Origin of the sequence: Eubacterium barkeri, assembly GCF_900107125.1 — a bacterium.
In the GTDB taxonomy this organism is placed as follows: Bacteria; Bacillota; Clostridia; order Eubacteriales; family Eubacteriaceae; genus Eubacterium_O; species Eubacterium_O barkeri.
This window is the reverse complement of the sequence record NZ_FNOU01000009.1, coordinates 1-11,994: the sequence shown is the minus strand read 5'-3', so window position 1 is coordinate 11,994 and position 11,994 is coordinate 1. Positions and strand designations below refer to the sequence as shown.

Sequence of the window (11,994 nt, the reverse complement as noted above, 5' to 3'; positions counted from 1 at the left end):
AGGTGTATATGGAATATAATAATATCATCGATTTGTACAATAGTGTTTGGGAGACCATTAAAAGTGTCAATATGACGGAGAAGGCAATTTCCATTGTCATCACCCTCATTCTTCTTCTGATTTCCCTGCGGGTGACGGATGTTATCTTAAAGCGCATCTTCAATGAAAAAAAAGAGGGACTGACCAATTCAGAGATTAAGCGTATTATCACCCTTAAAAAAGTATCACGGACCTTTATTCGCGGTGCTTTTTATATCATTACCGTTCTCATCCTCATTTCTTATTTTGTGGATGTGGGAGCCATTCTGGCTGTTGCCGGGGTCGGGACCATTGCCATCGGTCTTGGTGCCCGGGCTCTGGTGGAGGACTTAATGAGTGGCTTTGTCATTGTCTTTGAAAATCAATTCTGTGTGGGGGACTATGTCACCCTGGACAATGATCATTATGGAATTGTAGAATCCATCGGGATTCGGACTACCGCAATCCGGCAGTTGGACGGTTCTCTGTTTATCATCCATAACGGGCAGATTAACGAGCTGGTTAACTACTCCAAGGGGACCATCAAAGCCATTGTGGATGTAGGGGTTGCCTATGAGGAAAATATTGACAACGTCATTGCTGTCCTTAAGGAAGTGTGTGATGACGTTTATGATGCTGATAATTCCTTATTTATCGGTAGACCAGAGGTATTGGGGGTTACCCGAATGGACCCGTCATCCATGAATATCCGTATCCTGGCGGATGAGGATGCGGCCAGGAAGGTAAAGGCAGAAACTGCCCTGCGTAAGCGGATTAAAGAAGTTTTTGATGAACGGCAAATTGAAATCCCTTATAATAAATACGTGGTGTATTCCGATGAGCTGGAAAAAGAAAACGCACGGAGGAGGCGCGTCATCAGTGGATAGAATAATCTATGAGCTCGGGGATCTTGTCGAAATGAAAAAGCAACATCCCTGTGGCAGTAAGCAGTGGAAAATTATTCGGGTGGGGGCAGATATTAAAATAAAATGCCAGGGCTGTGATCATATTGTCATGCTTTCCCGGAGTAAGTTTAATAAAATGGTAAAAAAAGTCATTAAAGAGTGAAGATATGCTTGCAAAGCGAAGTAATCTTTGATAAACTAACAGAGTTATCCTTGCATATCTTTATGAGGATATGCCAGAGTCCATAAGGAGGTGAAAAGTATGAAAGCATACGAAACAGTATTCGTTCTTCAACCAGGAATGGAAGAGGAAGCCCGGAACACCGTTATTGAAAAGGTGAAGGCTACCATCGAAGGCGCAGGTACCATTACCGAGGTCGACGAATGGGGCATGCGTAAACTGGCTTATGAAATTGATAAGAAGTATACCGAAGGGTATTATGTCTTAATCAAATTCCAGTCTGAAAAAACCGTGCTCGATGCCCTGAACCATTTATATCGTATTACCGACGCTTTTATCCGCGATATTATCGTCTGTCTCGATAAATAGGGGAAACCGTCATGAACAAGGTAATGCTCGTTGGTCGATTGGCCCGGGACCCGGAACTACGCACCACCGGAACCGGAAAATCAGTTTGCAGCTTTTCCGTGGCTGTGGATCGGAGATTTAAGCAGGAGGGTCAGCCTACTGCCGATTTCTTTACGGTCACCGCATGGGGAAGACAAGCTGAAATCATCAACCAATATCTCGGAAAGGGCCGTCAAATCGCTCTATCCGGTCGGCTGCAGTCCCGCTCCTACGATGCCAAAGACGGCACCAAGCGGTATGTGACCGAAGTGGTCCTGGAAGAATTTGATTTCATCGGAGGCCGTTCTGAACAAGGCGGCGGTGCCAGTGATGGCGGATACGGCGGAAATGCCGGATTTAACGGCGGTGGCTATAATAATGCCCCAGCCCAGCCAGCCAGCAATATGCCCCTGGATATGGATGATGATTTCCATCTCCTGGCCGATGATGAAGACGTTCCATTTTAGGTAAAGGAGGAATACAACTATGGCAAAGCCATTTAAAAGAAGAAGAAAAGTTTGCGAATTCTGCGAACGCAAAGAAGATTTTGTCGATTATAAAGACGTGGCAACCTTAAATAAATATATCTCTGAAAGAGGTAAAATCTTACCCCGCAGAGCAACCGGCACCTGTGCCAAGCATCAACGTGCTGTAACTGAAGCCGTTAAACGTGCCCGTAACATCGCCCTGTTGCCATATACTACTAATCAATAAGAGCGTTGGCAAACAGCCGTGCGCTAAAAAGCAAGTAAAATGCCAGTGGAAGAGTTTACTCTCCCACTGGTTTTTTATTTGCTTTTTAGCATAGGGCGCAGCCCGTACTTGAGCGTAGGGCCAAAGGCCCGGAGCGAAGAGCACGGCGACCAGCTATAGGGCGAAGCCCGTTCAGCGAATCTACACACCCCTCAATACCGCACTTTAAATCCGGTCTCACCATGGACAACCTCAATCGTCTTAATCGAATAATCATCAATGCGGATAAACCACCCGCCGGATGTTTTAATCTTATGAATAAATTGATCCAAATCTGTGGGATCGCCCTGAATCTCCATATCCACCATACCATTTTCCAAATTGCGCACCCATCCCGTCAGACCCAAAGACAGGGCTAAATGCTGGGCGGTGTAACGAAACCCCACACCCTGGACCCGTCCTGCAAAAATAATATAATCGCGTTTCATGATACCTCCCTTAAATTGAGTTGTCCCCCAGGATCAAATCCCAATAAAAAATTCAAATTTGTATCGGTTATGATATAATATACTATCAAGTGTAATATAACATAAAAAAGTGAGGAATTCGATTGAAACCTAAGGCATTGACCGAAGGGGCGCTATTATGCGGACTTTCCGTTATCTTGGCATTATTGTGTTATTATGTGCCCTTTATGATTATTTTCTATATTTTTATACCGGCACCCATTGTAGTGCTCTGCCGGCGTCAGGGATTTGGTGTTTCTATGATCTCCAGCGCGGCGGCGACGCTGATTCTGTTTCTTTTGGTGGATGTCCTGTCGGCGGCAACCTTTGGGATGTATCTTATTTTAGTGGGCTGCGGATTAGGCTACGCTTATTTTAAGGAAAAAAGCGGCTTTACTAAAATGATGGCAGCTTATCTTTCTGTGCTGATTACCCTGCTAGGGATGCTGGTCATTGCCCAGTTAGTGACTGGACAGAATTTTATTGAAATGCTCAGTACAGAGCTTACCGCAGTGGGCAACCAGGTGATGGATACCTATCGGAGTATCGGACTGTTATCCGGGGATCAGTTATCTCAAATGCAAACAATACTTGACCAGATGCTGACATCCATTAAGATGACCATACCCCTGGCCTTTTTAATGATGCCCTTTTTCATTGCATGGGCCAACGTTGTGGTGTGCGATACCCTGCTGAAACGGTTAAAGGTGCCGGTTACAGCCATGCCCTCCCTCAGTCAGTGGCGGGTCCCACGGTCGTTAAAAACCTTCCTGCTCATCATCGTGATGTTTTTGTTAGTTGTTCAGATTGGGGGATTAACAATGATTCCCGAGATTTACACCTATACCCTGATGCAAATTGTGTATTATGTGTACATTCTCATGGGGGTAGGATTTCTATTTTGGCTGGTCAACCGGAAAAGGAAAAAGGAAAGTATGGGGCTAAAGGTTCTCATTGTAGCCATTTGCCTGTTGGTGCCCTTTACGAGTTATATCATCTCCATGCTGGGAGTTGCAGACATTTATATGAATGTCCGTCAATTAATTGAAATGAAGGATGGGATGAAAAAATGAAACATTTCGTTTTTAAAAACGGCGTATTATACGCCCTTGTCATCGTCATGAGTTTGGCCTTTATGATGTACAATCAAGCCTTAGGTATTTTGGGGTTTTTGCTGTGCCTGGTCTCCTTTTTTGTGGATCAAACCCTGGTAAAGGAAGAGTCCCGCCGGATTCAGCGGGAAATTGCGCTCATCAACCAGGAGGTAGAGGATATTAATCGGGATAAGCTTTATGAGCTTCCCATGCCCATGGCGCTGACCAATACCTACGGGATGATCTTAATGGCCAATAAATGTTTCGAGGATTGCTTTAGAAAAGGGGAAGAACGCATTAAGGGGCGGTATATCCACGATGTTGTGGGGATTAATATTGCAGACCTTAAGGAGGGCAAGCCTTACAACTTCAGTCGGGAAGATCAAAGCTTTGCGGTCATCGATACCCAATTTAAGGAAAAGGCACGGCCCCTGCACCTCCTGCACTTTGTGGATATGGGCTTTAAAAAAGAACTGGAAGGGGCCAAGGGCCCCAATGAAACCACATTTTGCTATATCCTTATCGATAACTACGATGAAATTATCGAACAGCTGCCGGCGACGGAGCGTTCTGCTGTTCTTAGCCGAATCGCGATTTCCCTTACCGATTGGGCCAATCGACTGGATGCTTTTTTACTGGAGTATGAAAGTGATCATTATGTCATGGTTTTCGATCGGGATAAGCTTCCAGCCATGGAGGAGGATCGGTTTAGAATCTTAGATGAAATTCGGGAGATGGATGAGAGTATCCGGGTTACCCTGAGTATGGGGATTGGCGTATCGGAACAGCATCTTTCCGTGATGGAACTGGACGCTTTATCCCATGGGGCCTTAGACTTTGCCCTGGCCCGGGGAGGGGACCAATGTGTGGTCCGAAATGATGAAAAGCTCTCCTTTTATGGGGGGAAAACCGAGGCGACGGAAAAACGGACCAAGGTAAAGGCCCGGGTGAAAGCCCATGCCCTCCAGGATTTAATCCATAATGCGGCCAATGTGCTGATTATGGGGCATCAGACCCCGGATATGGATTGTTTGGGGGCAGCTGTTGGCCTCATGGGAGCCTGCAGAAGTCTTCATAAGGATTGTCGGTTTGTGCTAAAGGAAATGAACTACAGCATCAGTGCGTTATTGGATTATTTAAGTACGGATGAGCAGTTCAGCCATGCCTTTATTACGCCATCGGAATCCTCGGAGTACATCATCGAGGGGACCTTGCTCATTGTTGTCGATACTCAAAGCACGGGTTATGTAGAAATGCCGGAGTTAATAGAGAGTATGAAGAATATCGTCGTGATCGACCATCATCGCCGGTCTGGTCAGGGGATTGGTGAGACGGTTTTCGATTATATTGAAACCTATGCCTCATCAACCTGTGAGCTGGTAACGGAGCTATTACAATACTTTGATAATAAGGATAATGTGGGGAAGGTGGAAGCCAATACCCTGCTGGCCGGTATGTGCATGGATACCAAGATGTTCACGGTAAAGACGGGGGTACGTACCTTTGAAGCGGCAGCTTATTTAAAGCGGAAGGGGGCGGATACGGTTATTGCCAAAACCCTGCTTCAAAATGATTTAGAAACTTATGCCGCTAAATCCGATGCCGTGCGCCGGGCCCGGATTTACGAGGGAACCATTGCCATATCTGCTTTTGAAGATCATTCTGCCAATGCGAAAATCGTTGCGGCCCAGGCTGCTGATGAGTTGTTAAATATCCGGGGGATTATGGCCTCTTTTATTATTTTAAAAAGTGATGATCAAATCCTAATCAGTGGCAGGTCCATGGGAGATGTGAATGTTCAGCTCATTCTGGAGAAATTGGGGGGCGGCGGCCATTTGGCCATTGCCGGTGCCCAGCTAAAGGATGTGGAAGATTTAAAGGTGGCCGAAGAGATGCTCATTGAGGCCATCGATCAGTATAAAAAAGAAAGGGAATCATAAGATGAAAGTTGTATTAATTGAAAATGTAAAAGGTTTGGGGAATGCTGGAGATATTGTTGAGGTGAAGGATGGCTACGGCCGGAATTTCATTATTAAAAATAAAAAGGGCTTACCCGGAACCAAGGAAAATATCGAGATGGCATTGGCAAAACAGGCTGAACGTGAGAAGGTCCTGGCAGAGGAAAAACAGGCCGCGGTGGAATTGGCAGCGAAGCTGTCCAAGACGACCATTACCATTGCGGAACGCTCTGGGGAGGATGGTCAGCTCTTTGGCTCGGTTACCTCCAAGGATATTGCCCAGGCTTTAAAGGATCAGGAGGGTATTGATATTGATAAACGTAAAATCACCCTGGCTGAACCCATCCGACATATTGGAAAGATGGATGTTAAGGTTAAGACCTATGCTGGCGTTGAAGGTGAGCTGACGGTAGCGGTTGTCGCTGAGTAGGCCGCCGGGTCAGAGGACCAGTCATTGACACACCGGTTATCCCATGGAATCACTCCGGGAGGGGGTGTGTCAATGAAAGCTTTTAATTTTAAAAGGGGAGTACCATGATTAATCCCAACAAACCGCCCCATAACCTTGACGCTGAGGCCTCCGTCCTCGGGGCCATACTAATGGATGAGAGCCGGTTATCCAAGGCGGAGGAACACCTCCATGGGGAGGATTTTTTTTCCAAAAAAAATCAATTAATTTTTGAGAACATGTTGGCCCTCCGGGAAAACCATATGGCCATCGATGTGGTGACTCTGGCCGAGCGCCTCCAAAATCAGGGGGTGTTTAATGAGATTGGGGGATACGCTTATCTATCAGAGCTGGTGGATCGGGTCCCCATGCTCAGTAATTATGAGGGGTATTGTAAAATCGTTCAGGATCAGGCCCTGCTGCGCCGTTTGGTGGATACCACCATGGAGATTTTAGACGGCTGTTATGGGGAGTATGAACGTGTATCCGATGTGGTGGAGCTGGCAGAACAAAAGATTTTTAAGGTTGGCCAGGGCCATGTCAAGGGAGATTTTGAGGATGCCAAGAGCGTCGTCATGGCGACCCTGAACCATATTGAAGAAATCCGTAAAAACCGGGGGAAGCTCACCGGTCTGCCCACGGGCTTTACGGAGCTGGATTACTACACCTCGGGGCTTCAGCCCTCGGATTTGATTTACATTGCGGCCCGTCCCTCCATGGGGAAGACGGCCTTTGCCCTCAATCTGGCTCAGCACGCCGCTCTGAAGGAAAATGCGGTGGTGGCCATTTTTAGCCTGGAAATGTCCAAGACCCAGCTCATGCAGCGTATGATTTGCTCCCAGGGAATGATTGATTTGAGCAAGCTGCGCAGCGGGGATTTATCCGAAGAGGACTGGCAGCTTCTGGGGGACGCTTCTGCCCGCCTGTATGGCACCGAGATAAAAATAGACGATAGTGCCGGCCTGACCCTGGGGGATATCCGTTCTAAGAGCCGCCGTCTCAAGGCTGAGCAGGGACTGGATATGATCCTCATCGACTATCTTCAGCTGATGAGCAGTCGGGGTCGGTCTGAAAACCGTCAGAATGAGATTTCAGAAATCTCCCGTGGACTCAAGGCCCTGGCCCGGGAGCTCCATTGCCCCATTGTCTGTCTATCCCAGCTTAGCCGTGCTCCGGACGGAAGACCGGATCACCATCCCATGCTGGCGGACCTCCGTGAATCCGGCTCCATCGAACAGGATGCGGATGTGGTCATGTTCCTCTATCGGGAGTATTATTACGATAAGGAAAACGCCAACCCCAACATGGCGGAATGTATTGTGGCGAAACAGCGTAATGGTCCGACGGGGAAAATTGATTTGACCTGGCGTCCGGAATTTACGAAGTTTATGGATTTTGCGGATGATTCCCGCTATCCTGATCCTGGACCGGGCTTTTAAAACCGAAAGAAGTAAGAGAGAGTATTATGGAATATCATGTTATTATCGTGGGGGCTGGGCCCTCAGGGATTTTTGCGGCCTTGGAGCTTAAAAAGCAGAATCCGGACTTAAAGATCCTCATGCTGGAAAAGGGAAACCCCATTGAAAAACGCATCTGTCCCAAGCGTAAAACGGGCCGTTGTGTTGGCTGCACGCCGTGTAATATTACCACGGGCTTTGCCGGGGCTGGTGCCTTTTCCGATGGAAAGCTATCCCTATCCCCAGAGGTCGGGGGGGATTTGCCGGAGTACATTGGCACGGACACAACCCAGGACCTCATCCATTATGTGGATGCCACTTATTTGAGTTATGGTGCAGACAAGCGCGTCTACGGGGTGGATGTCCCGGAAAAAATTGGACAAATTCGTAAAAAAGCCATTGAGAATAATCTAAAGCTGGTGGAATGCCCGGTGCGCCATATGGGCACCGAGGTGGGCTACGCCATTTATGGAAAAATCCAGCAGGATCTTATGGACAAATATAAAGTGGAAATCCGCTTTCGAACACCGGTCACCGATTTAATCATCGAGGATGGGGCAGTCACCGGGGTTAAAACCCAATCCGGGGAATTTTACAGCTCAAAGGTACTGATGTGTGTCGGGCGGGAGGGCTCAGCCTGGCTGTCCACCCTCTGTCAGGACCATGGTATCCATACCACTGTAGGGAAGGTGGATATCGGGGTTCGGGTGGAAACCCGGAACGAGGTTATGGAGGAAATCAACAATTGTTTATACGAGGGGAAGCTTAAGTACTATACCCCCACCTTCGATGATGCGGTCCGAACCTTCTGCTCCAATCCCGGGGGTGTGGTGGCCGCCGAATATTACGACGATGGTCTGGCCGTGGTCAACGGCCATAGCTACAAGGCAGATACCCTTAAAACGGACAACACCAATTTTGCTCTGCTGGTTTCCAAGGGCTTTACCCAACCCTTTAATTCACCCATCACCTACGGAAAGCATATCGCCGAGCTGGCCAATATGCTCACCGGCAATAAAATCTTAGTCCAGCGCTACGGTGACTTTGTCCGGGGCCGCCGGACCACTGCAGAACGTCTGGACCGCAGTAATATCATCCCAACCCTAAAGGATGCGGTTCCCGGGGACCTGGGCCTGGTGCTGCCCTACCGGATTTTAAAGGATATCGATGAGATGATCATCGCCCTGGATAAGGTTTCCCCGGGGCTGGCCAGTGAAGAGACCCTCCTCTACGGGGTGGAGGTGAAGTTCTATTCCAACCGTGTTGAGGTGGATGAGGACTTCCAAACCAATCTGAAAAACCTGTACGTCATGGGGGATGGCGCAGGGATTACCCGGGGGCTGATGCAGGCCTCGGTCAATGGGGTCTACGTGGCCCGGAGAATTACCAATGGGTGAGGTGGGGACCCTCTACCTTGTGGGGACCCCCATTGGTAATTTAGAGGACATCACCCTTCGGGCCATCCGTATTCTGGGGGAGGTTGACCTCATTGCGGCGGAGGATACCCGCCAGTCCATTAAGCTCCTTAACCATTTGGATATTCACACCAGGATGATGGCCTATCACAAGCACAATGAGCACGAGGCCAGTGTTAAGCTTCGGGCGCTGCTACGGGAAGGTCAGAATATTGCCCTGATCTCCGATGCGGGGATGCCCCTGATTTCGGATCCAGGCTATCAGCTGGTGGCGGATTGTCGTCAGGAGGATATCCCCGTTACCGTGGTGCCAGGCCCCAATGCCGGACTCTGTGGGGTCGTGCTTTCAGGTATAGACTGCCGCCGCTTCACCTTTATGGGCTTTATTGGGAAGCAGAACAAAGAGCTCCGGGAGGGTATTGCCGCCATTGTGGAGGCTACTGATCCCGTGGTTTTGTACGAATCTCCCCATCGCCTGGGGAAATTTCTGACCCAATTGGCGGAGGTTATCCCAGAACGATGGATGACTATTTCCCGGGAAATTACCAAACGCTATGAAGAAACCAAAAGAGGCACCGTGGCAGAGCTTCGGGACTGGGCCCTGGAGGCCAGTCCCAAGGGCGAATTCGTCCTGGTCATCGGTGGTGGAGACGGCAGGAATGCTTCCCAAACCGAGGACCTCTCCCAAGGAACCCTGGACGCCCATTTGACCCATTATCTGGATCAGGGAATGACCGAAAAGGAAGCCATGAAACAGGTGGCGGTAGACCGTGGTATTTCCCGGCGGGAGGTGTATGCGGCGGTGAAGGTAAAGTAAAGGAATGAATCCGATAAAAACGACCAGATTGCTGGGACACACTCAGTGAAAGACAGCCGATGGTCGTTTTTTTAATATAAAAGAATAAAAAATGTCACAAAGCACCAATATCTTTGTCTAATTATATAGAGAGTAAAAATTTTTAAGATCAAAGGGAGAAGGATTTAAAATGGATTATGAGAATGAAAAGAGGTTAATTGAAAAAGCAGCACTCGAGGATAAAAAAGCCTTGGAGGCCATCCTCTGTGAGGTTCAGGATATGGTCTTTAATTTATCCCTGCGGATGCTGGGGCACATTCCCGATGCCGAGGATGCTGCCCAGGAAATATTAATCAAAGTAATGACCCGAATATCCTCCTTCAGGCAGGAGAGCAGTCTGTCTACCTGGGTCTTTCGCATTGCGGTGAACCATTTAAAAAGCTATCAAAAGGGGTTATTTGCCAATCGTCCCCTCAGCTTTGAGGCCTATGGGGAAGATATTGCCTCGGGGCGGGAGCGGGATGTGCCGGATATGAGTGGCGGAGTGGACCATGCCTTGTTAGAACGGGAATTAAAGCTGTCCTGTTCCAATGTCATGCTCCAATGCCTGGATAAAGAAAGCCGGGCCATCTATATCCTGGGGACGATGTTTCGCCTGGATAGCCGTATTGCCGCAGAAATTATGGAAATCACCCCAGAGGCTTACCGAAAGCGACTTTCACGTATCCGTCAAAAAATGGGGAACTTTTTAAAGGCGTATTGCGGGTTATCAGAAACTGGAATCTGTTCCTGTAAGCGGCGGATTCACTATGCGGTTTTAACCCAACGCCTCCATCCCGATCATCTGGATTTTATGGGGATGGAGGCATGTGCCTACGAGGATATTGTGTCCTGCACTGATGCCATGGAACAGCTGGATGATTTATCTCAAATCTTTGCCGATTTTCCAGCTTACCACGCTCCGGAGCAGGCGACAGCCTGGATTCAAAAACTGATGACAGGCAAGGATTTTTCTGCGGTCATGCAGGGATAAGGTGGAGAAAGCATGGAGATGGAGCTGGTTTTAGATTATCTGAGGGATTTGGCGGCCCATAATAACAGGGAGTGGTATCAGGAGACCAGGAAAAGACGCATGGAGGCCTGCCAGGCCTTTGAAGCCTTGATTTCGGAATTAATGGTGTCCCTTCGAAAAGAACAGGGGATTATCCCACTGATAGAGCCTAAAAAGCTCACCTTTAAGATGGTGCGGGATACCCGTTTTAGTCATGATAAGTCGCCCTATAATCCCGTGTTTCGAGCCCATATCGGCCCCATGGGTAAGCAGCCGATTCCCGTTGGCTATTTTCTGATGATCTCTCCGGAGAATCAATCCTTCCTTGGGGGCGGCCTTTTTGCGGATTTGTTTAAGGATGCGACGACAATGGTGCGGGATGCTATTTCCAGTCAGGGCAGGGAGTGGGAAGACATTATTACGGCTCCGGATTTTAAAGCACATTTCACGGTAAAGGGAAAGGCGTTGAAACGAGTGCCCCAGGGCTACGATAAAGACCACCCCCAGGGGGAGTATTTAAAAAACAAAAGCTGGTATCTGGAATATCCAGTGTCTGATCGCCAGATTTTAAAGAAGGATTTTATTAAGATGGCGACGGATATTTTTATGAAAATGCAGGATTTCAATGACTTTCTCAACCGGGCATTGGAAGGCTTTGAAATGCCGACACGTTAAAAATATCCTTGCATTTTATTCACAATCCGGTATAATAAAGCCATATGTAAAAGTGATGATGGGAAGAGTAGGTGCGACAGAACCCTAAAGAGAGCCGTGGTCGGTGGGATGCGGTGGTGGATGTCGGGCTGAAGATGGTCCCTGAGCAGTGTGGGTGAGGAACTGCTGAGCCCATGCCGTTGGCGGCGTTAACGCATTAGAGGAAGGGAAGAATCGTTTGGCATCCCTTCGAATTAAGGTGGTACCACGAGATCTTCGTCCTTTTGGATTGAAGGTCTTTTCTTTTTCGCGTAAGCTAACAGAAGTACGGATTTCAAACCAGAAAGACCTGTTAAAAGCTTGCTTTTATAAAGGCCTTACTGGTTTGAAAGACGCACGGCGCAGCCGTGAACGAGTGCAGCGAAGCGGAA

At 48.2% G+C, this 11,994-nt stretch carries 14 protein-coding genes and 1 other annotated feature; of the genes, 13 read left to right on the top strand and 1 reads right to left on the bottom strand.

Features of this window, described 5'->3' with window-relative positions:
* The first annotated feature begins 8 nt into the window (after positions 1 to 8).
* From BLU30_RS06765 to rpsR, 5 genes are all read left to right on the top strand, one after another.
* A complete protein-coding gene (locus tag BLU30_RS06765) occupies positions 9 to 905 on the top strand; it encodes a mechanosensitive ion channel family protein (RefSeq protein ID WP_090244800.1) in 897 nt (298 codons plus the stop codon).
* A complete protein-coding gene (locus tag BLU30_RS14510; protein WP_278286243.1) occupies positions 898 to 1,086 on the top strand; it encodes a DUF951 domain-containing protein in 189 nt (62 codons plus the stop codon). Before BLU30_RS06765 ends, BLU30_RS14510 begins: the two co-directional genes overlap by 8 nt.
* Positions 1,087 to 1,185: 99 nt before the next feature.
* Positions 1,186 to 1,473: a 30S ribosomal protein S6 gene (rpsF, locus tag BLU30_RS06755; RefSeq protein ID WP_090244796.1), complete on the top strand. Its 288-nt coding sequence runs from the start codon at positions 1,186 to 1,188 to the stop codon at positions 1,471 to 1,473.
* A gap of 11 nt (positions 1,474 to 1,484) precedes the next feature.
* The gene (locus tag BLU30_RS06750) at positions 1,485 to 1,958 is read left to right on the top strand and encodes a single-stranded DNA-binding protein (RefSeq protein ID WP_090244793.1); all 474 of its coding nucleotides are present in this window, start codon (positions 1,485 to 1,487) and stop codon (positions 1,956 to 1,958) included.
* Between the two features lie 19 nt (positions 1,959 to 1,977).
* Positions 1,978 to 2,205, top strand: coding sequence for a 30S ribosomal protein S18 (rpsR, locus tag BLU30_RS06745; protein WP_090244789.1), 228 nt, complete (start codon positions 1,978 to 1,980; stop codon positions 2,203 to 2,205).
* A gap of 191 nt (positions 2,206 to 2,396) precedes the next feature.
* On the opposite strand, the gene BLU30_RS06740 is transcribed toward rpsR, so the two are convergent.
* Positions 2,397 to 2,672: an acylphosphatase gene (locus BLU30_RS06740; protein WP_090244786.1), complete on the bottom strand. Its 276-nt coding sequence runs from the start codon at positions 2,670 to 2,672 to the stop codon at positions 2,397 to 2,399.
* Between the two features lie 122 nt (positions 2,673 to 2,794).
* Between BLU30_RS06740 and BLU30_RS06735 the strand changes: the two genes are divergently transcribed.
* The 8 genes from BLU30_RS06735 to BLU30_RS06700 all read left to right on the top strand — a co-directional run bounded on the left by BLU30_RS06735 (position 2,795) and on the right by BLU30_RS06700 (position 11,584).
* Positions 2,795 to 3,763, top strand: coding sequence for a YybS family protein (locus BLU30_RS06735; RefSeq protein WP_090244784.1), 969 nt, complete (start codon positions 2,795 to 2,797; stop codon positions 3,761 to 3,763).
* Complete coding sequence (locus tag BLU30_RS06730) at positions 3,760 to 5,724, top strand: DHH family phosphoesterase (RefSeq protein ID WP_090244781.1); 1,965 nt, start codon at positions 3,760 to 3,762, stop codon at positions 5,722 to 5,724. The genes BLU30_RS06735 and BLU30_RS06730 overlap by 4 nt, the downstream gene beginning before the upstream one ends.
* A gap of 1 nt (position 5,725) precedes the next feature.
* Entirely contained in the window at positions 5,726 to 6,172 is a 447-nt protein-coding gene (gene rplI, locus BLU30_RS06725; protein ID WP_090244778.1) for a 50S ribosomal protein L9, read from the top strand.
* 104 nt (positions 6,173 to 6,276) lie between these two features.
* Positions 6,277 to 7,629 (top strand): replicative DNA helicase, encoded by a 1,353-nt coding sequence (gene dnaB, locus BLU30_RS06720; protein WP_090244775.1) that lies wholly within the window; start codon positions 6,277 to 6,279, stop codon positions 7,627 to 7,629.
* 26 nt (positions 7,630 to 7,655) lie between these two features.
* On the top strand, positions 7,656 to 9,044 hold the full coding sequence (locus BLU30_RS06715) for an NAD(P)/FAD-dependent oxidoreductase (protein ID WP_176770851.1): 1,389 nt from the start codon (positions 7,656 to 7,658) through the stop codon (positions 9,042 to 9,044).
* Positions 9,037 to 9,879: a 16S rRNA (cytidine(1402)-2'-O)-methyltransferase gene (gene rsmI, locus BLU30_RS06710; RefSeq protein WP_090244769.1), complete on the top strand. Its 843-nt coding sequence runs from the start codon at positions 9,037 to 9,039 to the stop codon at positions 9,877 to 9,879. The genes BLU30_RS06715 and rsmI overlap by 8 nt, the downstream gene beginning before the upstream one ends.
* Positions 9,880 to 10,048: 169 nt before the next feature.
* Complete coding sequence (locus BLU30_RS06705; RefSeq protein ID WP_090244766.1) at positions 10,049 to 10,891, top strand: RNA polymerase sigma factor; 843 nt, start codon at positions 10,049 to 10,051, stop codon at positions 10,889 to 10,891.
* 12 nt (positions 10,892 to 10,903) lie between these two features.
* Positions 10,904 to 11,584 (top strand): DUF2461 domain-containing protein, encoded by a 681-nt coding sequence (locus BLU30_RS06700; RefSeq protein ID WP_090244764.1) that lies wholly within the window; start codon positions 10,904 to 10,906, stop codon positions 11,582 to 11,584.
* Positions 11,585 to 11,630: 46 nt separating this feature from the next.
* Positions 11,631 to 11,850, top strand: a binding site (T-box leader).
* Positions 11,851 to 11,994 lie beyond the last annotated feature (144 nt).